General features: G+C 35.6%; 25 protein-coding genes and 1 pseudogene. 4 read left to right on the plus strand and 22 right to left on the minus strand.

What is annotated here, in order from left to right; translation table 11 throughout:
- Nucleotides 1–766: 766 nt before the first annotated feature.
- The 14 genes and pseudogenes from DMC01_RS16675 to aroQ form a co-directional block, all read right to left on the minus strand.
- Complete coding sequence (locus DMC01_RS16675) at nucleotides 767–1,354, minus strand: methyl-accepting chemotaxis protein (protein ID WP_427846113.1); 588 nt, start codon at nucleotides 1,352–1,354, stop codon at nucleotides 767–769.
- Between the two features lie 540 nt (nucleotides 1,355–1,894).
- Nucleotides 1,895–2,380 (minus strand): annotated as a pseudogene (locus tag DMC01_RS16680) (MCP four helix bundle domain-containing protein); the annotation flags it as partial.
- 397 nt (nucleotides 2,381–2,777) lie between these two features.
- Complete coding sequence (locus DMC01_RS08665) at nucleotides 2,778–3,527, minus strand: prepilin-type N-terminal cleavage/methylation domain-containing protein (RefSeq protein WP_142693835.1); 750 nt, start codon at nucleotides 3,525–3,527, stop codon at nucleotides 2,778–2,780.
- The gene (locus tag DMC01_RS08670; RefSeq protein WP_142693836.1) at nucleotides 3,524–4,690 is read right to left on the minus strand and encodes a hypothetical protein; all 1,167 of its coding nucleotides are present in this window, start codon (nucleotides 4,688–4,690) and stop codon (nucleotides 3,524–3,526) included. The genes DMC01_RS08665 and DMC01_RS08670 overlap by 4 nt, the downstream gene beginning before the upstream one ends.
- A 9-nt stretch (nucleotides 4,691–4,699) precedes the next feature.
- A complete protein-coding gene (gene mnmA, locus DMC01_RS08675) occupies nucleotides 4,700–5,773 on the minus strand; it encodes a tRNA 2-thiouridine(34) synthase MnmA (RefSeq protein WP_142693837.1) in 1,074 nt (357 codons plus the stop codon).
- Nucleotides 5,770–6,396 (minus strand): LOG family protein, encoded by a 627-nt coding sequence (locus DMC01_RS08680; RefSeq protein WP_142693838.1) that lies wholly within the window; start codon nucleotides 6,394–6,396, stop codon nucleotides 5,770–5,772. The genes mnmA and DMC01_RS08680 overlap by 4 nt, the downstream gene beginning before the upstream one ends.
- Before the next feature lie 567 nt (nucleotides 6,397–6,963).
- The gene (fliY, locus tag DMC01_RS08685; RefSeq protein ID WP_142693839.1) at nucleotides 6,964–7,785 is read right to left on the minus strand and encodes a flagellar motor switch protein FliY; all 822 of its coding nucleotides are present in this window, start codon (nucleotides 7,783–7,785) and stop codon (nucleotides 6,964–6,966) included.
- Entirely contained in the window at nucleotides 7,782–8,864 is a 1,083-nt protein-coding gene (fliM, locus tag DMC01_RS08690) for a flagellar motor switch protein FliM (protein ID WP_142693840.1), read from the minus strand. Before fliM ends, fliY begins: the two co-directional genes overlap by 4 nt.
- Complete coding sequence (locus tag DMC01_RS08695) at nucleotides 8,857–9,558, minus strand: RNA polymerase sigma factor FliA (protein ID WP_142693841.1); 702 nt, start codon at nucleotides 9,556–9,558, stop codon at nucleotides 8,857–8,859. The genes fliM and DMC01_RS08695 overlap by 8 nt, the downstream gene beginning before the upstream one ends.
- On the minus strand, nucleotides 9,536–9,901 hold the full coding sequence (locus DMC01_RS08700; protein WP_142693842.1) for a hypothetical protein: 366 nt from the start codon (nucleotides 9,899–9,901) through the stop codon (nucleotides 9,536–9,538). The genes DMC01_RS08695 and DMC01_RS08700 overlap by 23 nt, the downstream gene beginning before the upstream one ends.
- A gap of 17 nt (nucleotides 9,902–9,918) precedes the next feature.
- The gene (flhG, locus tag DMC01_RS08705; protein ID WP_142693843.1) at nucleotides 9,919–10,782 is read right to left on the minus strand and encodes a flagella biosynthesis ATPase FlhG; all 864 of its coding nucleotides are present in this window, start codon (nucleotides 10,780–10,782) and stop codon (nucleotides 9,919–9,921) included.
- Complete coding sequence (gene flhF / locus DMC01_RS08710; RefSeq protein ID WP_142693844.1) at nucleotides 10,779–12,140, minus strand: flagellar biosynthesis GTPase FlhF; 1,362 nt, start codon at nucleotides 12,138–12,140, stop codon at nucleotides 10,779–10,781. Before flhF ends, flhG begins: the two co-directional genes overlap by 4 nt.
- The gene (gene folK / locus DMC01_RS08715) at nucleotides 12,109–12,600 is read right to left on the minus strand and encodes a 2-amino-4-hydroxy-6-hydroxymethyldihydropteridine diphosphokinase (protein ID WP_142693854.1); all 492 of its coding nucleotides are present in this window, start codon (nucleotides 12,598–12,600) and stop codon (nucleotides 12,109–12,111) included. The genes flhF and folK overlap by 32 nt, the downstream gene beginning before the upstream one ends.
- A gap of 36 nt (nucleotides 12,601–12,636) precedes the next feature.
- A complete protein-coding gene (aroQ, locus tag DMC01_RS08720) occupies nucleotides 12,637–13,110 on the minus strand; it encodes a type II 3-dehydroquinate dehydratase (RefSeq protein WP_142693845.1) in 474 nt (157 codons plus the stop codon).
- A gap of 88 nt (nucleotides 13,111–13,198) precedes the next feature.
- Here aroQ and mqnF point away from each other — a divergent pair, with 88 nt between their 5' ends.
- Both mqnF and sppA read left to right on the plus strand, forming a co-directional pair.
- Nucleotides 13,199–14,428, plus strand: a complete 1,230-nt coding sequence (mqnF, locus tag DMC01_RS08725) for an aminofutalosine deaminase family hydrolase (protein ID WP_142693846.1) — start codon at nucleotides 13,199–13,201, stop codon at nucleotides 14,426–14,428.
- Complete coding sequence (gene sppA / locus DMC01_RS08730) at nucleotides 14,416–15,303, plus strand: signal peptide peptidase SppA (RefSeq protein WP_142693847.1); 888 nt, start codon at nucleotides 14,416–14,418, stop codon at nucleotides 15,301–15,303. Before mqnF ends, sppA begins: the two co-directional genes overlap by 13 nt.
- Before the next feature lie 326 nt (nucleotides 15,304–15,629).
- Here the strand turns inward: sppA and DMC01_RS13565 are convergent, their stop codons facing one another.
- From DMC01_RS13565 to DMC01_RS08740, 4 genes are all read right to left on the minus strand, one after another.
- Nucleotides 15,630–15,773, minus strand: coding sequence for a hypothetical protein (locus DMC01_RS13565; protein WP_185908834.1), 144 nt, complete (start codon nucleotides 15,771–15,773; stop codon nucleotides 15,630–15,632).
- 48 nt (nucleotides 15,774–15,821) lie between these two features.
- Nucleotides 15,822–15,980 (minus strand): transposase, encoded by a 159-nt coding sequence (locus DMC01_RS08735; protein ID WP_142693848.1) that lies wholly within the window; start codon nucleotides 15,978–15,980, stop codon nucleotides 15,822–15,824.
- Between the two features lie 815 nt (nucleotides 15,981–16,795).
- A complete protein-coding gene (locus DMC01_RS15985) occupies nucleotides 16,796–16,921 on the minus strand; it encodes a hypothetical protein (RefSeq protein ID WP_282432288.1) in 126 nt (41 codons plus the stop codon).
- 65 nt (nucleotides 16,922–16,986) lie between these two features.
- A complete protein-coding gene (locus DMC01_RS08740) occupies nucleotides 16,987–19,035 on the minus strand; it encodes a TonB-dependent receptor domain-containing protein (protein ID WP_142693849.1) in 2,049 nt (682 codons plus the stop codon).
- Between the two features lie 220 nt (nucleotides 19,036–19,255).
- Here DMC01_RS08740 and DMC01_RS08745 point away from each other — a divergent pair, with 220 nt between their 5' ends.
- Together DMC01_RS08745 and DMC01_RS08750 are read left to right on the plus strand one after the other, a co-directional pair.
- Nucleotides 19,256–19,519: a hypothetical protein gene (locus tag DMC01_RS08745; protein WP_142693850.1), complete on the plus strand. Its 264-nt coding sequence runs from the start codon at nucleotides 19,256–19,258 to the stop codon at nucleotides 19,517–19,519.
- Nucleotides 19,464–20,531 carry a DUF2972 domain-containing protein gene (locus tag DMC01_RS08750; RefSeq protein ID WP_185908835.1) on the plus strand — a complete coding sequence of 356 codons (1,068 nt, stop codon included), beginning with the start codon at nucleotides 19,464–19,466 and terminating at the stop codon, nucleotides 20,529–20,531. Before DMC01_RS08745 ends, DMC01_RS08750 begins: the two co-directional genes overlap by 56 nt.
- Before the next feature lie 552 nt (nucleotides 20,532–21,083).
- On the opposite strand, the gene argS is transcribed toward DMC01_RS08750, so the two are convergent.
- Genes argS through DMC01_RS13570 form a run of 4 tightly spaced genes read right to left on the minus strand, consistent with a single transcriptional unit; the run spans nucleotide 21,084 to nucleotide 25,477 of the window.
- A complete protein-coding gene (gene argS, locus DMC01_RS08755; RefSeq protein WP_142693852.1) occupies nucleotides 21,084–22,673 on the minus strand; it encodes an arginine--tRNA ligase in 1,590 nt (529 codons plus the stop codon).
- Nucleotides 22,674–22,678: 5 nt separating this feature from the next.
- Nucleotides 22,679–22,921, minus strand: coding sequence for a Sec-independent protein translocase subunit TatA/TatB (locus DMC01_RS08760; RefSeq protein ID WP_142693853.1), 243 nt, complete (start codon nucleotides 22,919–22,921; stop codon nucleotides 22,679–22,681).
- 4 nt (nucleotides 22,922–22,925) lie between these two features.
- The gene (gene gmk / locus DMC01_RS08765; protein ID WP_282432289.1) at nucleotides 22,926–23,699 is read right to left on the minus strand and encodes a guanylate kinase; all 774 of its coding nucleotides are present in this window, start codon (nucleotides 23,697–23,699) and stop codon (nucleotides 22,926–22,928) included.
- On the minus strand, nucleotides 23,696–25,477 hold the full coding sequence (locus tag DMC01_RS13570; RefSeq protein WP_427846114.1) for a hypothetical protein: 1,782 nt from the start codon (nucleotides 25,475–25,477) through the stop codon (nucleotides 23,696–23,698). The genes gmk and DMC01_RS13570 overlap by 4 nt, the downstream gene beginning before the upstream one ends.
- Nucleotides 25,478–25,982 lie beyond the last annotated feature (505 nt).

Consider the following 25,982-nt stretch of genomic DNA (forward strand, 5'->3'; position numbering starts at 1 on the left):
GTAGTTACAAGAGGCGTAGCAAAAAATTCACAGTTTCCATTGATATGCTTGTGTCCATTTGCAAACTCATATCTTCCTTTATCCTATAACTAGCCTTTGTTACTTCTACTACGCAGTTACAAGAGTGCGAAGCAAAAAATACCTCAAAATTTTCCTTACATTTGGCGAAATTCGCAAACTAGACTTTGTTTTTCAGAGACATTACTTAAAAAATTCAATTTGGTTTAAGTTGAATTTAGCCTTAGTTTAATCAAATCTTAAAATTTAATCCTCAAAATTTCTTTTATAAAAGATATTTTTTCTATCCTAGTATGCCAACTGTCTTAAATGTAGTTTCTTTGTAAAACGAAATTTCTTTAGCTACGCATAGCTTCTTTGCTAAAAAATTCTCATATAAAGAGAAATTTTTTGCAACAATGAAGTTTATCTAGTAAAGCTAAATTTATTTAGTGAAACGAAGTGTATTTAGTAAAAAATTTCTTTGAAAAAGCTTAGTTAAAATGAAGAAACACAAATAAAAAAGAGATTTTGTTTATGCTATTTCTAAGATACTAAATCCCTTTTTTATCTCAAAGCAAAGCCTTTTTTAAAAGACAAATTTTATTAAAGTTTAAGAGTGTAAATTTAGCAAATTTTAATCGAAACTCGTTAAGGTTTTTAAATATAAGATAAAATCCCATTAAAACATCTTGAGTCTTATAAAAATTCAAAGCCTTTTTGTGCAAAACATTTTTTAAAAAAGCCAAGTTAAAAGCTTAAACTATTTTTAAAATCTAAAATTCTTAACCTCTTTGTCAAGTTCCTTGCTAACTCCTTGCAAGGCTGTAAGAGCTGTTTTATTTTGCTCGATCGCCTTTTTGTTTTCTAGGCTCATTTGAGCTGTTTGATTAATGTGCTTTTCTATTTCTTCAAGCAAGGCATTTTGCTCTTCAACCTCTTCATTTACAGTTTCTATCTTTTCAAAGCTATCCTTTGCCTTTTCTATGATTGAATTCATATTATCACGCATAGAATCACTTAGCTCCTTTCCTTGCATCACCAAAGGAACTGATTCCTCTATAGCCTTTGAGGTTGTTTGGGTTTCTTGCTGAATTTTTTCATTTACTATGGAGATCTGATTTGTAGCCTCGCCTGTTCTATCAGCAAGCCTTCTCACCTCATCAGCCACCACCGCAAAGCCTCGTCCTACATCTCCTGCTCTGGCTGCTTCTATGGCTGCATTTAGGGCTAACAAATTTGTTTGATCTGTGATCTCGCCTATTAATTCTGTGCTTACTCCTATGTTTTGAGCGTGTTCGCTAAGATAGCCTACCTGTTCTAAGAGCCTTGAGGAATTTTGGGCTATGGTTTGCATTTGACTTGCTGTGTCTATGGCTGCTTGGACATTGCTTTGGCAAATTTCAACTGTTTGTTTTGAATTTTCCTCTGTTTCTCCTACAACCTGGGCTATGTTCTTGGTCTTTTGCACCAAATCTTGCACGCGTGAAGAGGATTTATCAGCTATCTCACTTTGTAAGATGGCTAGCTTTTCGCCTCCCTCAAAAACGGCTGAGATGGCATCTGTTTTGTGATTTACCTCTGTGCTTAGAGTGGCTATTTTTTTAAGTATCTCTGTAAGCTTATCTTTTAAAGTGGATACAGAATCAAGTATGCTTTCTTTATACTTGCTATCTATGCTAAGCCTTAAATTTCCATTGGCGATCTCACCTATGACATAAGATACATAATCAGGTTCAGCCCCAACGGTCTTTTTAATAAAGCTAACCACCCTATAAGCTACAAACAAGGATATTATAATCACAACAGCACAAAGGCTTACAATCTGCGTTAAAAAATTTGAAACATCATCAAAAATTCCTTGGATAATTTGACGGTTTCCAAGCTCTTGGTAGTCTATTAGGGCATTGATCTGGGCTAGCCAGGTGATAAACTGAGGTCTCATATCCCTTAAAATGATCTGCCTGGCTTCTTCATTAAGATCCATATTAAAGAGCTTTAAAACCTCGTTTGTGGTTTGAAGTCCTATGTTTTTGGTATTTGTAATGTCTGCATACATTCTTTTTTCTTCATTATCAAAGAGATCCTTTGCTAAAAAATCATCTAAAATTTTCTCAGCATCATTATATTTTTTTCTTAACTCATAAATTTCACTTAAAATTTGTTCTAATTCGCTCTTATTGGTAAGCAAGGCTATGTCTCTTATTAGTATGGCTCTATCGTGAACTGAGCCTCTTAAATTTATAGCCTGGCGAGATATGGCTCCATTTATATAAACAACCCTTTCAAGTGCCTTGCCCATACCCCTTACCTCAAATTCAGCAAAGGCAACGATAACAAGCATAAAACCTATGATTATTAATATAGCGCAGTAAAGCTTCATCCCAAGAGAAATTTTAGATACCTTTTTGGCACCTTGTTTTGTTTGCACCTTTAACTCCTTGAAAAATTTTCGCTATTATACAGTAAATTAACACATAAAGTGTTTTTTTTTTTTTTGCTTTAAAAATATTGATCTGTCATTTTAAACCTCAAAGCAAAAAGCTCTAAATTCACAAATTCTTAGCATAATAGCAATTACAAATATGATTTTACCCAAAATCAATTGGCTCTATTTTAAACAACCATTGATTTTAGATAAAATATCATATTTGTCATTTTAAGCGTGCGCTAAGAATTTACTTATGAAGAAAGACCTTGAATTTAATGAATTCTTAGCACACGCTTAAAATGACAAATCAACACTTTTTTTGAAAAAGAGCCAATCAATTTAAAAAAGCCTATATTTTCTCACATTCTATTTTTTTATTTCCAATACTTATAAACTGCTTTTTATTAGCCTCAAAGTTTGGTATGAAGGCAAAGCCACTAAGGGGATCAAGTACTATACAAGCCGTTTGTTTTAAATCATTGCTTAATCTTATAACACAGGGGGTGTTTTTGTGAAAGATTAGTTTCTCATAAGGCTTGGTTGCTGTTCTTAGTGGGGAATGAAGTCTGCCGTATTCATCAAAGTTAATGCGAGTAAAGCCAGCACAAGCACCCTTAAACTCAACCTTGCTAACCCCATAGCTTTTTTCTATATTAAATCTAGCACTAGCCCTCGGATCGCTCTTAGAAATAACCCCACTTTGACCTGAGTTCATAAATTTAAGATGATCCAAAAGATCATGTGCTATTTCCCTATCTAAATTTATGGCTGTTCTTCCTAAATTTGCGTTTCCATCTCCGTTTTTATCTAAAAAAATGGTGTAGGTTTGCTCGTTTTCAGTTGCCCAAGCTGATCTTATGAAGTAAAGCTGCCATCTTGCCTTAAACCACTCATCCTTTGTGGCTATTTGAGCTGAGTTTATTCTAAAAGCTCCTTGCATTAGGGCAAGATTTCTAGTATAGCTTAGATCATTTAGGACCTGCTTTAAAGCTTGATAAATTCTTTGATCATTTTTAGGATAAGATCTAGCTAGACTTAAAATTACCCCTAAAATGATAATTACAAGAATAAGTTCAAGCAAAGAAAAAGCCTTTTTCATTTAAGCCTTCTTAGAGTGTAATACTCGCTATGAGGACCTAAATTTATACTAAGATCTGATTTTTTAAAAGTCCTTTCTAAGACAAGATCGTCTTTAAAACTAAGCCCATAAAATTTAAGACGAAGCTGCATAGCCTCATCTGTTTTAAGCCCTGTTATTCCCATATTTTTAAGCTCAAAGGCAAGATCTTTTGCCCTATGATAATCATACACAAAATGCTTGCTTGGTTCTTTAATAAAGGCATATAAGAAGGTGTTAAAGATGATTACAAGATAAGCAAAAAGTAAAAATATAAGAGCACTTTGGATGAAAACCGTATAACTTGTCCTTAATTTTGGCAATCTTATGCGATAAGATGCCATTAAAGAACTAATAAGCAAGGGCGTACAAAGCACACAAAAGGGCAAAAATACCTCCAAATAAAGCCTTTGTCTCAAAGAAAAAACAAGACAAAACAAAAAGCTAACAGTCATTACAAACCAAAGCAAGGGCTTATCAGGCTTAAAGGCAAAGCGGTAAATAACATAAAAATAATACAAAAACACAAGGGGAGAAAAACAAGCAGCAAAAACGCCCAAGGTATCTAAAAAATACCCCCTAGGTCTTCCGTGGTAGTCAAATTCATAAAGATTGATATTTAAAGCAAGCAAAAAGATAGTAAAGCAAACAAGGCTTAAATTTTTCTTGTAAAGGGCATAAAAAAAGAAGGATAAAAAAAGCAAGGCAAAGGAACCATCAACAAACAAGGCAAGAAATAACAAAACATAAAAGCATTTTTTAAAGCCATATTCATAAGCACAAAGTATCAACAAGCTTAAAAAAATCACCAAAGCTGCTTCATTAACACACAAAGCACTTGCTACAGTGCCTGGAAGAAGTAAAAACAAGATCAAAGAATAAAGGGCATCTTGCTTGGTTTTGGTGATTTTAAGAGCATACAAATAAAGCAAGATGGCACTTAAAAGATGAAGGAATACAAAGGGAAGCCTTAGTCCAAGATCATTTTGTCCTAAGAGGCTAACCCCTAAGTTAGCTAAAAAGGCCGTGGGATTTTTTTCATCAAAATAAATTCTAGCCTCTAAATAGCTAATGCTTAAAGTGCTTATACCATAGCTTAAAGCCACTAGATCAAAGAGTAAAATAGCAGCTAAGGCTTTTTTCATCTTTATAACTTAGCTTATAAACCCACTTGCTAAGACAGTATCTTTGTCATAAAATACCGCCATTTGTCCGCTAGCAAGGCCGTACACAGGCTCTTTTAAGCTTATATTTGCGCTAAGATCAGGCAAAATATCAACAACGCAAGGGGTGCTTTTGCTTCTATATCTAATCTTAACCTCGCATTCAAAGCTTAAATTTTCGCTTGACATCTCAGCCCCACTTGCCATTAGGGTCTGTGCTTTAAGATAGCTTTTAGGAGCTAAGAGATTAATGCTTTCAAGCTTAAATTCACTAATTTTCAACTCCTCCTTTGAGCCTACTATGATTTGATTACTCTCAGGCTTAATCTTTAAAACAAAATGAGGCTCGTGGGCTCCTTTTACCTCAAAGCCTCTTCTTTTGCCTATGGTATAGTGCATATAGCCCTCGTGTTTGCCAACAACCTCTCCCTTTGAATTTAAGACCTCGCCTTTAAGATCGGTATTCATAAATTTCTTTAAAACTCCTATGTAGGTATCCTCAACAAAGCAAAGCTCAGCACTTTCCTTTTGAGTAGCAAAGCTTTCAAGCTCTTTTATGCTAGCAGCAAAGGCTTTTATGTTTTCCTTTCTTTTTTCTCCAAGGGGAAAGATGAGATAAGAAAGGGCTTCTTTTTCAGAAGCAGCTAGAAAATAGCTTTGATCCTTTGTTTCATCAAAGGCTGTTTTTAAAAGCCCATCCTCAATCCTAGCATAATGCCCTGTGGCAAGCTTATCGCAGTTTAAGCTCTTTGCAAATTCAAGTAATTTACCAAGCTTTATGAAACGGTTGCACCAAGCGCAAGGATTTGGAGTTCTTCCCTCCTTGTAGCTTTCTACAAAGGGCATATAAACCCTTTGATTAAAGTCCTCTTGTAGATCCAAGATATGATGCTTTATGCCTAAGAATTTGGCTGCCTTTTCCACTCTGGCTATGTTGATTTCGTGATAATTTGGCTTACCGTGTAGCTTCATATAACAACCCTCAACCTCGTGTCCTTGCTGTAGTAGCGTATAAGCTGTTACTGTGCTATCTACGCCACCGCTCATTGCTACTAAAATTTTCATAGATTCTCCTTTAATTTTTCTAAAATATGATCTAAATCATCACTAAGCTCGTAAAGCAACTCATCTCCTTTTGAGATAAGCTCTAAGCCTAGCAAGGATGATCTTATAAACTCATCAAGCCCACTCCAAAATTCAACTCCAACTGCATAAATGGGAACATTTTTGAAATTTAGCTGCTTTAGGGTCAAAACCTCTATAAATTCATCCAAGGTGCCAAAGCCTCCTGGAAAGATGACAAAGGCAAGGCTTTTTTCTATAAGAGCCATCTTGCGAACTGCTAGATTTTTAAAGGTGATATTATAGCCTAGAAAATTGTTACCTTGTTGCTCAAAGGGCAATAAAATATTAAAACCTGTTGATCTTTGCTCTTTTTCTTGTTTGCTTAAGCCCTTCATGTCCTTAGCAGCCATAAAAGCACCCTCATTTGCTGCTTGCATAAGCCCTCCTCCACCGCCACTAACCACAGTAAAACCAGCCCTAACGCACTCAAAGGCTAGCTGTTTAGCCTTTTCATAATAAAGGCTTTTTGGCTTTAAACGAGCAGAGCCAAAGAAGGTTATAGCCTTGTTTAGCTCTATGATGGAGTTAAATTTGGCTATATCATTATCTAGATCCTCGATCATTTTTACTCCGTTTTAATTCTAAAATTTAAAAAATATTTCTAAATAGTAGCACCTGTTATTTAGACATTTGCATAATTTCTAAGCAAATAAATCAAAAAGTCTAAAATTCAAGCCCTGATTAAACATTTTATATCCTTGCTAGCAAATTTTTTTTAAAGCCCTTTTGGCTATAAATTCAAAGTGCTTAAATTCAACAAGCCTTGAATTTAAAATCTCTTTAAGCACTTAGTTAAACAGTTAATAAGCTTTTTTTAAAAAGTGTTGAAATTTTAAAAAACTATTTTAGAAAAACCATCCCTTGCCTTTCTAAAAACTAGGCACAAAAAAATTCACAACAAAAGGCAAGTGCTAAAATTCACAGTTATGCTTGAATTTTAGCTTCTTTTCCGCAAAGCAACGATTTAAAAATTAAGGCTTTTTTATAAAAAGGCTAAAATTCAAACCAAGTTATTTATAATTTAAAATTCAAAATGGCTGAATTTAAGTTGAATTTAAATGCTTTCAAAGGCTTTTTTGTGCTTTAAGCTTAATTGCTAAGAGAAAATTCTATTAAGTTTAATTTAGCCTTTATCTTAGCTGTTCTAATCTTTCCTTTTTCGTGCCTATTTCTGTAATTTGTACTCCAAAATTACCATCCACTATGACAACCTCCCCATAAGCTACCCTTTTATCGCCTATGAGAATTTCCAAAGGATCATTTGCAAGTTGATTAAGCTCGACAACAGAGCCTATGTCCATAGTTAAAACATCCTTTAAAAGCATTTTTTTGTTGCCTATGCGAACACGTATGGGAAGGCGAACATCCATAATTAAATTTATATTTTTAAGCCCCTCAGCCATACCAGCTAGTTTTTCAACATCTTCCTCGCTTAAATTTGCCTCGTCTTTATCAAGCAATTTATACAGCTTTTCATCAAAAACAAGGGCTATTTTTTCATTTAACTCAGCGATTTGAATATCATAAAAATAAAGTTTATAAAAGTCTTTTAGGTCTAAATTATCCGCAACAAAATCGCATTTTTCTAATTTAAGTTCCATCTTTGGAATCTCTTTTTGAGCTCCAAGCGTGGTAGAAAAAGCAGACATTATGTTTAAAATAGATTCTTTTGAAGCATCCATAGCATCAGAATCAAGCTGATCTTTTTTAGAGATATTCTCCTCACCCATCATCCATTCGCTAATAGCACCCATCAAAACAGCACTTACTAAGACCCCAAATTTGCCGCCAACACTAGCATTAAAAATAGCGCTTACCAAGGGAGGCTTTATGCTATCTTGAGCGTTTACGTCAAATTCTTGATACTCGCTAAAAACAGCATTTTTGCCAGTTAGCCCATCAACAGTGCTCTTAGCCTCATCAACCCAGATCTTTAAAAAATCATTCATCATATAACCTCTTCTTCCTCATCCTCATCTTCTTGTGCATCATAAACTTGAGCCTTTGCCCTTCTTTCATCTTCGTATTTTTCAAGGATCTCTTTGATCTCATCTTTATCAGTGCGGATAAGCTCTATGATCTTAACGCTCTTTCTAAATCTATGAAGTCCAATTTGAGCCAAGAAGACATCTTTTTTGTCAATGGACACAATGGCATTATCATCAGCTTGTCTATCAAGCCTTAAAATATCTCCCATTTGTAAATTCAAAAACTCATCTACACTTATCAGGGTCTTTCCTAAGATGACCTCATATACCACCTCAGCACGACCTATTAAGGTTTTAAGCTCCTTGTTACGACTCTTTTTAGCCGAGGTTTCACCCATCATAATGTCTCGGTTTGCCAAACGGCTTAAAATACTTTCTAAATGCACAACAGGATAGCAGATATTTACCATACCGCTTGTATTTGCTATGATGATCTCCATTACAACCATAATGACTATTTCATTTTGTGCGACAATTTGCACAACATTTGGGCTTGATTCCTTTGCCTCAACGCTTGGATAGATCTCAGTTACCGTAGACCAGCTTTCTTTCAATCTTTGCATAATGATACGCAAGATGCTATCAAGCAAATTTAATTCTATGTCTGTTAGTTCTCTTGAGGTTTCATAGCTATCTCCTTGTCCGCCTAAGAGCCTATCTATCATAGGAAAGGCTATGCTAGGATTTATCTCTAAGACACAGTTGCCATCAAGGGGCTTTATGGAAAAAACATTAAAGCTTGTAGGGCTTGGCAAGGACATTAAAAACTCACCATAAGTCATCTGATCAACTGAGTGAAGCTTGATCTCAACTATACTTCGCATTATGGATGAAATTTGAGAGGCGAGATTTCTTGCAAGCTTTTCGTGTATGCCTTTTATTGAGCGAAGCTGTTCTTTTGAAACACGGTTTGGCCTTTTAAAGTCATAAACTACTATATTTCTTTCATCCCGCTCGGTTTTATTGTGAGTAATGCCTGTATCACTGTCATCAACTACTTCAAGAAGGGCGTCTATTTCTTCTTGGGATAAGATCTCAGCCACTTGTTAACCTTTCTCTGATTTTTCTTAGTAATTTTTTATGAATTTGCGAAATTCTACTCTCGCTGATGTTTAAAATTTCGCTAATCTCCTTTAAATTCAGCTCCTCATAATAATAAAGCTGAATTATAAGCTGTTCCCTTTCTTTTAAATCCTCCAAAACCTCGCTTACCTTTTCAAGCAAGGATTCTTTTTCTATCTTTTCAAGGGTGGTGTCCTCGTTATAGCAATCTATTTGCTCATCTAAGGGCAAAACATAACTCACAGCATGAGATAGCTTTGCTTCTTTTATTTTATTAAGCTCTAAATTTAGCCTCTTTGCTAGATATTCATCATCGGGTTCTTCTTCATTTTTTTGAAAATACTCATCTATTAAAATATCTATTTCTTTTATGATCTTTCTATTTCCCCTACTCATCACATCAAGGCTTCTTAGATAATCAAGCATAGCCCCATAAACCCTCTTCTTGCCATAGCCCCAAAAGCTGTCGTTTTGCTCTTTGTCATAGCGGTGAGAAAGCTTGATCATCTCCTCAACCCCTATGCTGATTAGATCATTGACATCAACGCTTGAAGGAAGCCTTTCTTTAAGCCTAAAAGCCATAGCCTTCAAGGCTGGCATATAGCCAACTACCAGATCATCTTGTTCTTTTTTTATGATCTGAGCGTAGGGATTAGGCTGAACGTTTTTTAGCATTTCTCCTTCTTTCCTTTGCCTCGTTTTTTGCAAGTTCTTTTCTTTCTTCATTTAGCTTTATCAAGATATGATCCATCTTCTTTTCTCTAAGGGCCAAATCGCCTATGATGACATTACTTGAATTTTCAACATCCTCCTTGTTAAAGATCCTTCCACCTATCTTTTTAACATCGATAAAATTCATTATAGAAATATGAGCAAGCATATAAAAGCTAAAGGTAATGAGGGCTGTAAAAATGACTATCTCAAAGGCTCCATCAATGCTAATTATGCTAAAGGTTAGCCCTATAAAAAAGCCACAAACAGTAAAAAATGCTATGAAATTCTCTGGTGCTGGTTTCATAATCTCCCCTCAATCTTTCAAAATCTTTCAATAATCCTCTTAAAAAAGCTTGAAAAACTTCTCTTTGAGCTATCATAAAGCACTTTTTGTTCCAACCTATACAAAAGCTTGGAAGTTAGGGCTCTTAGCTCATCATTTACGCTTGAATTTTCATCGCTAAAAAGGGTTCTTTTTTTAATGCTTGTGCTTACCTCCTTGCTTGTGCTTAAAAAGCCAAGTAGCTCTAAAGTAAGAGGGTGCTTTATGTTGCTGTTAGCCACTCTTTTGATGTTTTCAAAGACCCTTAAAGCCTCGTTTTCGTTTTTAACTGAATTTAAAAGCATTAAAAGGGATTCTTTGTTTTTAGAGGTTGTTTTTATGGTTGCGTAAGCATCTGTGATGGCTGCTGGATCAGGCACTGTTACTATTATAACCTCATCTGCCATTTCTAAGAAGTGTTGTATGTTCCCACCTATACCAGCACCTGTGTCTATGATTAAAAAGTCTAAATCATCAAGCACGCTGGCTTGATTTAAAAATCTTTCATAGATATTTTTGTCATTATATTTTAAAATTTCATCCCCACTTTCTCCTGGTATGAGCCATAATTTTGGCTTTACTTCTATTAAAATATCCGCAAGAGAAGATTCTCCTCTTAAAACATGAAGCAGGTTTTTGCTAATTCTAACATTTAAGATAACATCTAAATTTGCAAGCCCTATGTCAGCATCAAAAAGCCCTACCTTGTAGCCATTTTGAGCAAGGACATTGCCTAAATTTGCACTAATGGTGCTTTTTCCTACCCCACCCTTGCCACTTGTAACTGCTATGAAATGAGTGCCTTTTGGCCTATTTTTGTTTTGATTCATTAAGCTTTTTAATTTATTTGCTTGATCGTTCATTCTTCTTTCCTTGTAAAGCCCTCTAAGACGCATTTAACTAAGAATTCGCTACTTGCTAATTCTAAATCATCAGGCACTTCCTGACCTAGGCTAAAAAAGCTAATTGGCACATTTATATCATAGATCAAAGAAAAAACATTGCCAAAGACCTTAGTCTCGTCAAATTTTGTGATGATGAGCGTGTCTATGTTGAGATACTCTTTGAAATTCTCATACACATCCTCTAAGTCCTCAAGCTTGGTGTTTGCTGAGATAACTAAATTCACATCAATGTCGGCATTTGAGTGGGATAAAAACTCCCTTGTTTTTGCTAGTTTGCTTTGATCGTACTGTGAATTTCCTATTGTATCTACTAGGATAACCTCGCAGTAATTAAGCGTTCTTATGGCCTCATCTAAATCCTTTGGCTCTATGCTGTCAATTATAGGTAATTTCATCATCTTTGCATACTGAAAAAGCTGCTCCACAGCACCTATCCTGTAAGTATCAAGGGTGATAATGCCTGTTTTGTAACGTTTATCCCCATAAGCATAGCGAAAGGCAAGCTTTGCTAAGGTTGTGGTCTTGCCAACCCCTGTTGGACCAACTAGCATCATAATCTTTTGCTTTTTAATCTCAGTTTCAAGGCGACACGGCAACATATTGCGAAGCAAGGAGTAAAAATACCTTGACACAGCCTCAGGATTTAGCTTCATAGCCGCTGGCATATTCTCAACAGTTGCCTTCATAATGGCTTCTAAATGCTCTTCTTTCATACCGCTTTCCTTTGCTTGCTTGTAAATGCTTGCAAATTCAGGTGGGATGATGAGATTACCTCTAAGATTAGCCTTGTCCTGCCACATCATATCCACTATCAAAGAGACCTTTTCACTAAGCTTGTTGATCTTTTTTTCAAAGTCTTGCATCTTTTTATCATACTGAGAGATCTCAGAAAGCCCATCAAGCTTTGCTACCTTGGAGATCTCAGCAGAAACTTCCGAAAGCCTTTCTTTGAAATTATCTAACTTACTTTGAGTACTCAAATTTTCTTTACTCTTTGCACTCTCATAAGCTTTTTGCTTGGAAGCCTTTGCCTTTTCTGAAAGATCTAAGACTATGTCCTCATCTATCATTCTTTCATTTGAAGCTGGGGGGGTTATGGTTTTTTGAGGGGGATTTTTGCCTATTTTTTTAAGATGGGCTTGATAATGCTTTTCCTCCACAGCCACAACAACCTCATACAAAGGCTTTTGAGTGAGAGTTTTTGCCTTGATCTGCTTGTGAGTTACTATCATAGCCTCTTCGCCATAATCTTGCTTTACCTTAGGTATGATCTCATCTGTGTTTTCAACTGTGAAGGTATGAATGAGTTGTCCCACGGTTTTGCCTTTCTAAAAGTTCGCCAAGAGGCAAGATAACGCTGATTCTTTCATTAACGCCTGGATGTGGCAGGGTGCAAAAATGATCGTTTTTTGTTTTTTTACTAAAATATAAAAGATCCAAATCAAGAGTCCTTGGTGCGTTTTTAAAGCTCCTTTGCCTTTTAAATTTAAACTCATAGTAAAGTAGGATCTTTAAAAGAAACCTAGCGTGCAAAAAGCTTTGTATGAAAAGAACTGCATTTGTAAAGTCTTTTTGTGCTTCAAAGCCAAAGGGCCTTGTTATAAACAAGGACGAACTAGCAAGGATCTTAATCCTTTTATCTAGCATTAAAAGTCTAAAAAGCTTTTTAAAACAAGCCTTTTCGCTGCTTATATTGCTACCAAGTCCTACAAGGGCAAAGTATTTGTTGGTATTTTTCTTGCTAGTGTAAAAGGGATAAAAGCTCATCCTTTGCATAGTCCTTGCTCCATTTATCCTCACAAAAAGCCTTGATCATTGTTGTTGCTGATTTGCTGCTTTGATCTTTTCTATTTGATCACAAATTTGTAAGATTCCAACCAAGGCTAAATGGTATCCAAAGGGTCCAAAGCCTACAATGGTTCCAGAACAAACAGGAGAAATAAGGCTCTTTTGCCTAAACTCCTCTCTTTGATATATATTGCTAATATGCACCTCGATAGTTGGCAAGGACACAGCAGCTATGGCATCTCTTATGGCTACTGAGTTGTGAGAATACCCTGCTGGATTTATGATGATCCCATCAAATTCACCAAGGCATTCTTGAATTTTATCAACTATCTCGCCTTCAAAATTACTTTGAAAGAACTCAAGCTCTATGCCTCCTTGCTGAGAGGCTGCAAGCTTCATTTGATCGTGTATGTCCTCCATCTTCATAGCACCGTAAATGGCTGCTTCTCTGATCCCTAGCATATTTATATTTGGACCCTGTATAACCATAATCTTCATTACAAAACCTTCAATATCAAATTTAGCTTTTTATTATACCATTCTTAGCTTAATTTTATTATAATGTCTAAAAATTTAGGAGATCTTAGTGTTTATCATAAGGGCTGATTATATTTTTTTATGCGATGAGGATTTTACCGTTCTTAAAGATAAGGCTCTTGTCTTTGATGAGAGGATCAAAGATTTAGGGGATTTTAAGGCTTTGAATTTAAAATACCCACAAGCAAAGATCATAAACACTCCCAAAAACTCCCTAATCTTGCCAGCCTTTATAAATACCCACACGCATTTAGAATTTAGCGCAAATGCCTACACTTTGCATTATGGAGACTTTCTAATCTGGCTTAAAAGCGTCATAAATTCAAGATCTGTTTTAAATGAAAAAGCAAAAGAAGAGCTAATTTTAAACACTATCAAAACTATGCAAAGAAGCGGCATAGGGACCATTGGTGAAATTTCAAGCTTTGGAAGCGATCTAGATGCTTGTGTTAAAAGCTCTGCTAGGATAGTTTTTTTTAACGAGCTTTTGGGGGTAAATGAGGAGCAAAATTCAGCAAAAAAGGCTGAGTTTTTACAAAGATTTAATAAAAGCAAAGAATTTAAAAACGATCTTTTTATGCCAGCCTTATCCATTCACAGCCCCTACTCTACAAATAAGTCCTTGGCTAGATTTGTGCTAGATCTAGCTCACAAAGAAGGCTTACTAATAAGCACTCATTTTTTAGAATCAAATCACGAAAACTTATGGCTTAGAAGTGCCAAGGGAGGCTTTAAAAGATGGCTTAGCTTTTTTGAGCCAAATCCCAAGCCTTGCTACACAGTATCTGAATTTATAGAACTTTTTAAAGGCTTAAGAACGCTTTTTACCCACTGTGTTTATGTCAAAGAAGAGGAATTAGAGCTTTTTGATGAAAATTTGCATCATTTTACTCACTGTGCCTTTTCAAATAGGCTTTTAAGCAAAAAAAGCTTGAATTTAAAACTAGCCTTAAAGCATAACATAAAAGTGCATCTTGGCACAGACGGACTTAGCTCAAACATAAGCCTTTCAATGCTTGATGAAATGAGGGCTAACTTGCTTATACACAGTGAATTTAAAAATTTAGAAGCCCTTGCTAAGAGGCTAATTTTAATGTCTACCTTATATCCTGCTAGGGCTTTGAATTTAGAACTTGGAGAGTTGAAAGTAGGCAAGATAGCAGATCTTAGTGTCTTTGAGTTAGGATCTTGTGAAAATAGCCAAATCGCCCTACAATTTCTTTTAAATTCAAAAACAGTTAAAAAACTCTTTATCAAAGGACAAGAATGCAAGCTTTAAGATCATTTTTCAAGTTTTTAGGGGCGGTGATAAGCTATATAAATACCTATTTTAAGACCTTTGTCTTTTTATTCATAGTGCTTTACCTTTTGCTTTTAAGCTCAAATTCACAAAACTCCTCCTTGGATAAACTTGCAAATTTAGAAAAGATAGAATTAAAGGCTCAGATCATAAACACAGATGTCCTTGTAGAAAAAATAAACTCAATCAAAAATAATCCGCATATTAAAGGCGTACTTTTTGTCATAGATAGCCCAGGAGGTGCCTTTGCTCCTAGTATGGAGCTAGCCTTAGCCATTAAGGAGTTAAAAGCCAAAAAGCCTGTGGTTGTGTATGCAAGTGGGACTATGGCAAGTGGGAGCTATCTTGCAGGAGCAAGTGCTAATGAGATCGTAGCAAATCCAGCCTCTTTGATAGGATCAATTGGAGTTATAATGCAAGGAGCTGATCTTAGTGAGTTAGCCCAAAAGCTTGGCATAAAGGCTCAAACTGTAAAGGCAGGTGAATTTAAAGAAATAGGCACCTTTACAAGAACTTGGAGCGAAGAGGAAAGAAAATTTATGCAAAATTTGGTGGAAAAATCCTACGAGCTTTTCGTTAGCTTTGTGGCAACTGAGAGAAAACTAAGGCTTGAAGATAAGGATCTGTGGGCAAATGCAAGGGTGTTTTTATCAGCTGAGGCTTTAACTGTGGGGCTTATAGATAGGCTTGGAAATTTAGAAGAGGCAAAAAAGCGAATAACCCAGCTTTCACAGGTTCAAAAGCCTGTGTGGAAAAAGCCTGATCCCATAGAAAAAATTCTAAAAAAGCTTGATGAAATGGGTATTAATTTATTAAGCAAATTGCTTTCAAGCACCCTTTTTGCTAGAATTTAACTGTGTTAGCTTAATTTAACCGTGAAAATTATAAAACACGTTGTAAAAATAAACGGTGTTTGAAAATTAGGCTCAAGATACTCTAACATAATTTTTTCTTATCAATTTCAGCAAATTTTGATGAGAATATTGCCTTAAATTTTTTGTCTTAACTCTGTTTCTTTTAAGTGAAGGACAAAATTTTATTTTTTGTGCTTTTAAATTTAGCAAGTGTCAACTTCGCAAAGCCTCTTCTGTTTACAGTTGCGAATGTGTAGCACGAAGTAAAAAATTCACAATTTCGTTGATATGATTTCGTCCGTTTACAAACTCGTTTTTGTTATGCTTTACTCGGTAATGATTTGCACCTTCTTGCAAAGTTGCAAGACGAAACGAATCAAAAAATCCACCAAACCATCGTAGGATTTGAGACCATCGCTGTAAATGTCACTTTCTTTAAGCTCTGAAAATTCATTTATTATGGACTGCAACTCTTTGGCAGAGCAAGTGTTTGAGCGTATAAATGTTAGCCTATCATTTTAGCAAACCTTTTGCTTGCAGTTACGAGTGCGTAGCAAAAATACAAACATTTTCTTACCAGCCCCACGCCCTCTTTTTCCACGAACACGCTTTGCACCTTCTGCTAGCAGTTGCAAGACGAAACGAAGCAAAAAATAACTTTCATCAACTTCAACCACTCATTTTCTAAAGAAACTTCGTTTTGCTGATTTTTCACACTCTTTTGCTATTAAAATGTGAATTTCTTGCACAATTGCATTCACACAAGCACGAGTTATTTTGCAAAGCCCAGGGTCTTGTCGCCTCTAAATCAATTCAAAGTTACAAGAGGTTTAACGAAGTAAAAAATACTTCGTAATTCCTTAAATTTCTTTTGAGACAATTCGGAAATGAATCATATATTTGTTTTTCATCTAACTCTTTATACCTTAAAATGATCTTGTATCAAATTAAAGTATCTTGAGCCCAAAAGAATTTAAGCTCTATTTAAAAACTATTGATTTTAGATAAAATACCACATTTGTCATTGCGAGAGTGTGCTAAGAATCTCAAAAATTCAAAGAGATATTTCTATCGTTTCACTCCCTCAATATGGCAAGTTTAGAGCTTTTTGCTTTCTAGCGAAAGCACAAATCAACACTTTTTTGAAAAAGAGCCTAAATTTAACTTAATTAAATTTAGGCTTAAAGTATTTTAAGATAATTTTTACTTATCAAATTAAGGCTCAAGGTATTTTAATAGGATTTTGACTTATCGATTTTAATAAAGGCTAAAGACAATTTAAGTGGTTGATTTCATATCATTTTTAACAAGAACTTATGCAAAGCTTGTTGTTTGATCTTGAACTTGCATTTAAATTATACTTCTTTTAAGTGAAGCATAAATTTTTTCTTTTTAATGTCTTTAAATTTGCTAAACCTATACTTATCATATCTTGCTACGCAGTTGCAAAAGCACTAAGCAAGAAAAAATTCACAATTTAATTGATATGAATTCATAGCTTTGCAAACTCGTTTTTGCGATGCTTTAGCCTATAATGTGCCTTTGTTCCTTTACGCAGTTGCGAGTGAAGCGTTATAAAAAATCCACTTAAATTCAAGCTTAAAAAGCCTTGAATCAAGCCTTAGGCTTTTTATTCAAGGCAAGATTTAATTTTAAAGGCAATTCAACTTCGCTCAAAGCAAACTAAAATTTATACGAAAGCTTCATATAATAGCTTCTGCCATCAGCTGGCAAGATACTTACAGAAGTAAGGCCGTTTGTAACTGAGGTACTTTGAGATAAGGCATATTTTTTATCAAAGATATTATTTGCACCTGCAAAGATGGAAAAATTACCAAGTCTATAAGCAAGTCCAAGATCAGCTATGAAATAATCCCCTATCCAGTAGCGGTTGTCGCTGTCTTCTTTTGCCCTTGATCCGTAAGTTAAAGTAGTAAAGATTACAAAATCTTTGAAAAGCTCATAATCAACCCCTCCACTTGCCTTATACCTTGACACAAGGGGAATTCTTTTACCATCTAAGTCCCCACCAACAATGCTAGCATTCACATAGGAAAAATTCTCATATATGCTTAAAAAGCCAAAGTCTTGCCTAGCGTTTATATCCACACCATATCTTCTTGTTTTATCAAGATTATAAAAGCCAAAACCGCCTGTATGAGGGTTTGCACTGCTAGATCTGCTTGTAATCTCATCTTTGCTTAAAGTATAATAAACCGCCATATCTATACCATAAAAACCAAAGAGATAATCGCTTAGCCCCACTTCATAGGTATCATAGCTTTCTGATTTTAGATCCTTATTCATAGAATAAACAGTTGCAGAAGGTGTGCCAACGCGTCTACTTTGTCTATACTGATAGGGAGTTGGTGAGATATAGCCTCTTTCATATTTTGCGTAAATTTTTCCTGTATCTGAGTAGCGAAGCTGGGGGGTTAGCTCTAAGGCAAAATTGTTGGTGTTTGTGTTAAATTCGTTCCTGTATGATAAAACCCCTGTGTTGCGATTTGCAGAGCTTGATTTTTGCTTGTAGTTTGCATACTCATATCTTGCACCCCCGCTTAATGAAAAAAGCTCATTAAAGGAGTGAGAATCAAGGGCGAAGATGGAGTGAGTATCCTTGGTATCATCGCTATTTACATTTCCCACAAAAGAAGATGAAAAGGTCTTTGAATTATGCCTTTGAAAGTCATAGCCAAAGACTAGATAAGACTTATCCGCATAATTTAATCTTCCCTTGACATTTGCCCCAAGGGCACTGTCTTTAAAATCTCCCGTGCTATAAAAGCCCTGATCATCATCTCCTAGCCTTACATCTTGTCTTTGCCAAAAAGCACCCACGCTTAGATCAAAAAGCTCATTAAAACTGGCCTTATACTCAGCCATTAACTCAGGTCTTTTGATGGTGTAGTGATTAACCGAGCTTCCTCTTTGCTTTGGATTGTCATTAAATTGCTGCTTTGTAAGAGGTGAGGTGCTTTTTGAATCATCTTGATACCAAGCAAAGCCTAAATTAAACTCTTGATCATCTCCAAGATCAAAATAAAGCTTTGAGTTTTGATAAAAGCCCTTGTCCTTATCACCCTCTCTATAACCCTTGCCTGTAAAGCCTGTGATGTTTGTAGAAAAAGAGATCATATCGGTAAATTTATGAGAAAGCCCTAAATTTAGCCTACTTCCTAAATGGCCATTGTCAAATAATTTGCCTTCAAGGGAGATTAGGGCTTGATTATCTTTGTTCTTTTTGGTGATGACATTAATCACCCCCCCCCTAGTTCCGTTTCCATAAAGCACAGCACCACCTCCTGGGATAATTTCTATTCTTTCTATATCCTCAATGGCTATGCTATCAAGTGGGCTTATGGTAACTCCTGCTGCGTGAAGTCTGTTGTTATCAAGGGTGTTCATTAAAATTCCATCCACCATTACCTTCACAGAGAAATTCGCCCTAGAACCTTGCCCACGCATATCTATGTTTGTGCTAGGATTACCCCCTGTGCCGCTTCTGACAAAGGAAAGTCCTGCCTGTCTTGTTAAGGCTTGTTCAATTGAGCTATATCCCTTATCTTCAAGCTCCTTGCCTGAGATTACGATAAGCTTTCTTAAATTATTGTCAGCATCTTGCTCAAAACCTGTCGCAGAAATGACTACATCTTGCGTTTTAACAGCCTCATTTGCAAGTGCTAAACTAGCCACTAAGGCAGTAGAAATAAGTATCCTTGTCTTTTTCATAGCTTTTTCCTTTTTTGAAATTTATAAATATCAATTATCTATTTGACAATTGAAATTATTTGTGTAGTATAGTAAAACAAAGATAAAATTAATCTTAAAAAATGAAAAAAAATTCAAGGGTATTGATTAAAAGCTTTGAATTTAAAATTTAGCCAAGAAAAGATCTTAAAATTTGCTATACTTAAGCTTTTAAATTCAAATTAAATTCAAAAGGATAAAAATGAAAACTTCAAGCACTCACACCGAGAGAGAGAGAGAGAGAGTAAGTAGCAAAAACCTTGCTACAAAAGCCCTTTTACCTAAAATTCGCTCTTATCTTGCAAACAAGCTTTTTAAGAACCCCTTCTATAAATCAAATTTTAAAAATAGCCTCCCAACAAATTCAAGCAAATTAGCTAACTACAAACAAATCCCAGCAAATTATGCCTATGAGGCCAATTTGCCCCTACCAAAAAACTATAAATTCATCCGCCCCCTCTTTTAATGCCCACTCTGCTTGTATAAATTATCTTAAAAAATGTGGGTGTAATATAATGCGTGATCATTTTCCCTTTATCAAAGAACATTATATTTATAATTACAACGAAGCCTTAAAAAACAAGCAAGTTGTTATAAATCTAACCTGCGAAGCAGCAAATGAAAGCTATTACAAAGAACTACAAAAGCTTATTTTAATGCTAGATCATAATACGCCCATTTTGCATTTAGTAAGAGATCCAATTGAAAGACTTTTATCTGCCTTAAATGGTAATATAGTCAAACCAAATTTAATCTATAATTTTACCCACAAAACCCCACTTAGTGCCTTAGAAGACCGTGTAAGAGGGTGGATAAACAAGGATTTAAGGCTAGAAGATAGAATCAAAAACATAGTAAATAGACCAACCTTTCATCTAATAAAACTTTATGAGTTTTTTCTTAAATATAATTTTACAAAACACGATTTTTTGGATCTTTGCAAGTATAAAAAAGAGGATGAGCTTTTTGAGCTTTTTACCACACTTTCTAAGAGCTATAATTTTCAGCCTCCAAGGCACAAGGAGGATCTTTCTTATAAATACCACTCCTTATATGTTGGCTTTTTGCCTCTAAGTTACACTGTAAATGGGATAAAATTCACACTATCTTGTCAAAAAATGGATCAAATAGAAATCACTGAGATCTTAAATCTATCAAAAAACGAGCTTACAAGGGATATTTTGATCTATATTGAAGCTTGTAATTTAAAAAAAATGAGGCAAAATGCAAATGAGCTAAGGCTTAAAATTCAAGCCTTTTTGGATAAACTAAGAGAGGTTTTAGAGATAGAGGTAAAATTCAAAAGAACAAACAAAGAAGGCTTATTTGAGTTTTTAAAAACAAAGCCAGATCTTAGAAGGCTTTTAAGGGATATTTTTGACAAAGATCTTGAGTATATAGGGCAAGCAAGACCTGACATTGTAGCTTCTTGGGATTATTATAATGAATTTAAAGCCTTGTGCGAAAAGTGTAGATAAAAGCTTAATAAAGCATCTTGTCTCAAATAAACACTTTTTAAAAAGTATTTAAATAGCCCACGAAAAGAGCTAAAAACTTAAAAAACTGTAAAAATTCACACAGAGTAAATTTTTAACTAAGCATAGTTAAGGTAAAATATATACAGAATATAGAGAGCAGATTATGGAACACGGATAAGTTTTATAAATGGACGAGTTTAAAAGAAACCTCAAAGCAAAATAAAAAATCAGTTATCTGTAATCCGTTACGCATAAAAAACAAATATTAACTTTTGGACAAATTAAATTCACACTGACAAATCTATTACCTATCATCTGTATTCCGTAATCCGAACGGATAAACCAGTGAATTTAAGCCACAAAAAAGGATAAAATTCATACACAGTAAAAGTTTTAAATAAAAGCAAAAAAGGCACAGTATTTGAGATGAATTTTGGCGGTTGCAAAGCAAAAAGCGATTGAGGCTAGCCACTGTAGGCTGCCGGTTGAGTTTTTTACTAGCTATGTCAAAAGTCGTTCAAAGACAAGCCCTCACAAGACATTTTTAAAAACTTAGCCCATCCTTTGCTTAGCCTCTATCCCCATTATCTCAAAGCCTGTTTTTATGCTTAAAGCCACCACTGCAAAGAGTTTGAGTAGGCTATCCTCATTCGCACTTCCTACTACCTTGTTTTCAGCGTAAAACTTATGAAACAAGGCTGCGAGATTTTTTAGGTAATCAGCGATTTTTTGCAAAGCCCTTTCCTCAAAGGCATTTTGAAGCACCGCACCCAAATTTAATGCCTCAAAAAGCAAATTTGCCCCGTCTTCATTAAGGCTTGATAAATCAGCATTTATCACGGCTTCAAAGTCCTTATTTGCCCTTGCAAAGACTTGATAAATGCGTGCGTGGGCGTAGTTTATGTAAAATATGGGGTTTGAGCTATCTTGCTTTTTTAAGGACTCAATGTCAAATTCAAGGTGGGTATCGCATTTCTTGCTTAAAAAGATAAAACGCAAGGCATCTGTGCCAATTTCATTCAAAATTTCCTCCATTAAGATGAAATTTCCTGCCCTCTTGCTCATTTTATAGGGCTTGCCCTCTTGCAACAAGCTCACCATTTGAGCAAGTATCACTTCTAATTTATCCTTGTCAAAGCCCAAAAATTCAGCCGCTGCCTTTACCCTTGCAATGTAGCCGTGATGGTCTGCTCCCCAAATGTTTATGCACCTATCATAGCCCCTGCTTAATTTGTCCGCGTGATACACTATGTCAGCGGCTAGGTAGGAACGCTCCCCCCTTTCATTTACGATAACGCGGTCCTTTTCATCGCCCTTTTGAGAGCTAGCAAGCCATATTTTGCCCTCACTCTCATACACCCCTCCCCTATCTTTTAAGGCTTTTAGAGTCTCGTCAAATTTGGCATAAAAACTTCTTTCGCTTACAAAACTATCGATTTTAACCCTTGCTTTTTGCAAAATTTGTTTGATTAAAACAAGCATTTTATCCTTAGCCCAAAGTGCGATTTCATCAATCTTTAAGTCGTCTTTGAAAAATTCGTGCGGAAGTTCTTTAAAGGCTAAGTTTGCTAAATCGCTTATATAAGCACCCTTGTAAAGCTCATCAGGCAGCTTGACGCTCTCATTTAAGCAGCCTTGCTTGACAGCTAAAAGCACGGAAAGTCCTAGTAATTTTATCTGCTTGCCAGCGTCATTTATGTAGTATTCGGTGTCAAAGCGGTGTCCCAAATGCCTTGCAAGGCGGGTTAAGCTATCGCCAAAAATAGCCCCCCTTGCGTGTCCTATATGCAAGGGTCCTGTGGGATTTGCGCTGACAAATTCAAGCAAAAAGCTCTCTTTTTTGACATTTGGCTTTGCAAAGTTTTGCGGACCCATCAAAGCCCTTGTAGCTCGCTCATTTAAATAGCCTTTTGATAGCTTAAAATTCACATAGCCTTTTACGCTTTCAACGCTCTCAAAATAGGCATTTTGCGTGAATTTTAAGGCTAAGTCATTGGCGATTAAAGTGGGATTTTTTTTTAGGCTTTTAGCAAGCACAAAGCAAGGCAGGGCAAAATGAGCCAAAGCCTTGTCTTTTGGGCTTTCAAGCAAGAAGTCCTGCCCTAAAATCTTGTAAATTTCGCCGTAAATCTCATTTTTCAAGGCTTTTACACCTTTTTTTCATCGGCTTTTATCTCACTTTGAAAATTAGAGGCTTGATTTTCAGGCTTTTCTTCAAGCTTAGTTGTAGCTTTTATCTCGCTTTCATCGCTATTCATCTCGCTTTTAAAGGTCTTAATGCCCTTTCCTATGCCCTTTGCAAGCTCAGGGATTTTTTTCGCTCCGAAAAGTAGGACGATGATGAGCAGTATGATTAGCCACTGTCCAGGTCCTATAGAACTTAAACCCATTTCATTATCCTTTGATCCAAGATTTTAAAAGATTGTTTGCATTATAGCGAGAAATCTTTAATTTTTGAGCCACAAAGATGCTTTTTAATGCCCTATATGCCTCGTCTAAATCCTCATTTATAATGCAAAAATCATAGCTATGCAAGGATTTCATCTCCTCTTTGGCATTTTTTAGCCTTCTTTTAAGATCATCATTGCTATTTCTTGTAAGTAGCCTTTTTTCTAGCTCTTTGGCAGATTTTGTGGTGATAAAAACGCTAGTTAGAAAGCCCTTAAAGCTCTTTTTAACCTGATTAAAGCCTTGCACATCTATGTCAAAGATCACCACCTTGCCTCTGCTTAAAGCCTCTTTGGTTTCTTTAAGTCTGGTGCCGTAAAGATTGCTATGAACCCTAGCATATTCTAAAAACTTCCCTCTTTTAAGATCTCTTTTAAAGCTTTGTTTGGTGATAAAATGATAATCTACGCCCTCAAGCTCGTTTTTTCTAGGGCTTCTTGTGGTACAAGATACTGAAAAATAGCATTCATCTTTAAATTCAGCCCTAAGTTTGGCTAACAAGGTTGATTTACCAGCCCCGCTAGGACCTGAGACAAGTAAGATAAAGCCTTGCTTTAAGGATTTTTGTTTTTTGCTAGAAGCTAAGTGGCTTTTTTGTTTTGCCTTTAATGAGTTTTTTTTGTTTGAATTTTTAAGCCCTTTAAAGGCTTTGAGGCTTGTTTTGTCTTTATTAGCTACCCCTTTGTTTTTAAGCTCCTTTGTAAAATTTATAACACTCACTGCTTGTCCTCTTCAAATTTTATATTTATGTCAATGTGCATATTCATACCCTTAAGTGCTGCTTTTAGGGCATCATCTTTGATGCTTGAGGTGATCGCCCCCGCTATGCCCTTGCTTAACTCGTCTATGATCTCTTCATTTTGAGCTGATTTTTCTTGTAGATCTTGTGTGGATTGTGGAGGTGGCTGGGTTTCCTCATCTTGCGTGGGTACCTCTTTAAGAGCTATTTGTATATCCCTTTCATTAAGCTGTGCTAAGTCCTCCTCTAAATTTATAGCACTGATCCTTTGCATACGAAGAGGAGCCTCATTTACCTCTTCTAAAGTCTTTATGATCTTAGCTTGTTTATCCTCGCTTGGCTCATCTTTAAGGCTTTCCTCTTCTTTTGCCTCCATCTTATCCATCTCATTGAGTATGGCAAGCTCATTTTTTATCTTATCGTGGGTGCTAAGCTCCTCAGTTTGAGGCTCTTGGGGCTCTTCTACTGTGGGTGTAAGCTCATCTAACTGAGGAGTTTCTTTGTTTTGTCCTATGAATTTAGCATCACGTGGCAGATCATCAAAGCTTAGCCTATCTTCTTTTAGATCCTGATTTAAGGGAACTTCTTCTACTGTTAGCTCCTCTTCTTGCTTGTTTGGCTCCTCGTCTATTAAGTCCTTAATGCTCTCACTTGCCTTGATCTGCTTTGCCTCATCCTCAGTGCTTAAAGATGGATCTATTAGCTCCTCTTCTTGCTTGTTTGGCTCCTCGTCTATTAAGTCCTTAATAGCCTCTACGCCATCAAGCCCCATTTCATCATTGTTTTTATCATTTGCTTCTGTATCGGTAAGATCTTCTTGCAATTCAGCTAAATTTAGCTTTTGATCTAGATCCTCCTTTGAATTTAGCCCTTCTTGCAAATTTAGCTCTTCTTGTAAGCTTAACTCATCAATCTTTAATTCTTCAAGCTCTTTGGCTGAATTTTCTTCTTTTAAATCCTCGTTTAAAAGCAGATCTTCTTCTTTGAATTCTAAGCTTGGATCTGGCTCTTTTGTAGGCTGTGTTGCTTGATTTGTTGATTTTGTATCCTCTAAGCTTGGATCTTGCTTAGCTAATTTTGAATTTAAGTCCTCTAAATTTAGATCATCATTTAGCCCTTCTTTTAAGCTTTCCTCGTTTAAATCTAAATTCAAGTCTTCATTTAAACCTTCTTTTGAGCTTGAGCCTGAATTTAAATCCTCATTTAAGCCTTCTGTTGAATCTGCTTTTGAATTTAAATCGCCCTCGCTTAACTGTAAATTCAAGTCCTCATTTAAATCCTCTGCTAAATTAGCGGCTTCCTTTGAGACAGTCTTTTCGAGTGAGGCTTCCTCACTTGACGTTTTTACATCTTCTTTAACACTGTCTAAATTCAAGTCCTCACTTAGGTTTGTGTCTAAATTTAGATCATTAGCTGAAACCTTTTCTAAATTTAACTCATCTTGTGAATTTATGTTTAAATTCAAGTCCTCGCTTGAATTTTTTTCTAAATTTAAATCATTAGCTGAATTTTTTAACTTCTCTTGCAAGGGCTTAATTAAACTCTTTTCAAACTCAGTTAAATTTAGCTCATCTTTTAAGGCTAACTCTTGTGTTGGCTTTTGATCTTCACTTGAAATTTCTTTTGCTTGTTCTTGAGTGCCAGGGGTTTGAGCTGTGTTGTTGGCTTTGCTTGTTGGAGTTAATCCTTGAGGATCTGTGTTTTCTAAATTTAAGGAACTGTCTTTCATATTTTCAGTCTCTAAATCAGACTTACCCATTATATCCTCTAAATCCTTTTCATCAAAGCCAAGCTCCTCATCAAGTTCTATTTCATCATTGTTTTTATCCTTTGTTTTTGCACTTGCCTCTGTATTGGTAAGATCTTCTTGCAATTCAGCTAAATTTAGCTTTTGATCTAGATCCTCCTTTAAATTTAGCCCTTCTTGCAAATTTAGCTCTTCTTGTAAGCTTAACTCATCAATTTTTAATTCTTCAAGCTCTTTGGCTGAATTTTCTTCTTTTAGATCCTCGCTTAAAAGCAGATCTTCTTCTTTGAATTCTAAGCTTGGATCTGGCTCTTTTGTAGGCTGTGTGGCTTGATTTGTTGATTTTGTATCCTCTAAGCTTGGATCTTGCTTAGCTAATTTTGAATTTAAGTCCTCTAAATTTAGATCATCATTTAGCCCTTCTTTTAAGCTTTCCTCGTTTAAATCTAAATTCAAGTCTTCATTTAAACCTTCTTTTGAGCTTGAGCCTGAATTTAAATCCTCATTTAAGCCTTCT

Source organism: Campylobacter troglodytis (assembly GCF_006864425.1).
GTDB lineage: Bacteria > Campylobacterota > Campylobacteria > Campylobacterales > Campylobacteraceae > Campylobacter_D > Campylobacter_D troglodytis.

Bases quoted from the DNA above. Each gene is read 5' to 3' on its own strand.
- fliY (WP_142693839.1), bottom strand. From the start codon at position 7,785: ATGATGAATGATTTTTTAAAGATCTGGGTTGATGAGGCTAAGAGCACT.
- sppA (WP_142693847.1), top strand. From the start codon at position 14,416: ATGCAAGCTTTAAGATCATTTTTCAAGTTTTTAGGGGCGGTGATAAGC.
- DMC01_RS08680 (WP_142693838.1), bottom strand. From the start codon at position 6,396: ATGATCGAGGATCTAGATAATGATATAGCCAAATTTAACTCCATCATA.
- aroQ (WP_142693845.1), bottom strand. From the start codon at position 13,110: ATGAAGATTATGGTTATACAGGGTCCAAATATAAATATGCTAGGGATC.
- DMC01_RS13570 (WP_427846114.1), bottom strand. From the start codon at position 25,477: ATGGGTAAGTCTGATTTAGAGACTGAAAATATGAAAGACAGTTCCTTA.
- mnmA (WP_142693837.1), bottom strand. From the start codon at position 5,773: ATGAAAATTTTAGTAGCAATGAGCGGTGGCGTAGATAGCACAGTAACA.
- DMC01_RS08760 (WP_142693853.1), bottom strand. From the start codon at position 22,921: ATGGGTTTAAGTTCTATAGGACCTGGACAGTGGCTAATCATACTGCTC.
- folK (WP_142693854.1), bottom strand. From the start codon at position 12,600: ATGCAAAGGATGAGCTTTTATCCCTTTTACACTAGCAAGAAAAATACC.
- flhG (WP_142693843.1), bottom strand. From the start codon at position 10,782: ATGAACGATCAAGCAAATAAATTAAAAAGCTTAATGAATCAAAACAAA.
- DMC01_RS08665 (WP_142693835.1), bottom strand. From the start codon at position 3,527: ATGAAAAAGGCTTTTTCTTTGCTTGAACTTATTCTTGTAATTATCATT.
- DMC01_RS08740 (WP_142693849.1), bottom strand. From the start codon at position 19,035: ATGAAAAAGACAAGGATACTTATTTCTACTGCCTTAGTGGCTAGTTTA.
- DMC01_RS08750 (WP_185908835.1), top strand. From the start codon at position 19,464: ATGAGGCCAATTTGCCCCTACCAAAAAACTATAAATTCATCCGCCCCC.
- DMC01_RS16675 (WP_427846113.1), bottom strand. From the start codon at position 1,354: ATGCAAACCATAGCCCAAAATTCCTCAAGGCTCTTAGAACAGGTAGGC.
- DMC01_RS08695 (WP_142693841.1), bottom strand. From the start codon at position 9,558: ATGCTAAAAAACGTTCAGCCTAATCCCTACGCTCAGATCATAAAAAAA.
- DMC01_RS08700 (WP_142693842.1), bottom strand. From the start codon at position 9,901: ATGAAACCAGCACCAGAGAATTTCATAGCATTTTTTACTGTTTGTGGC.
- DMC01_RS08745 (WP_142693850.1), top strand. From the start codon at position 19,256: ATGAAAACTTCAAGCACTCACACCGAGAGAGAGAGAGAGAGAGTAAGT.
- DMC01_RS08670 (WP_142693836.1), bottom strand. From the start codon at position 4,690: ATGAAAAAAGCCTTAGCTGCTATTTTACTCTTTGATCTAGTGGCTTTA.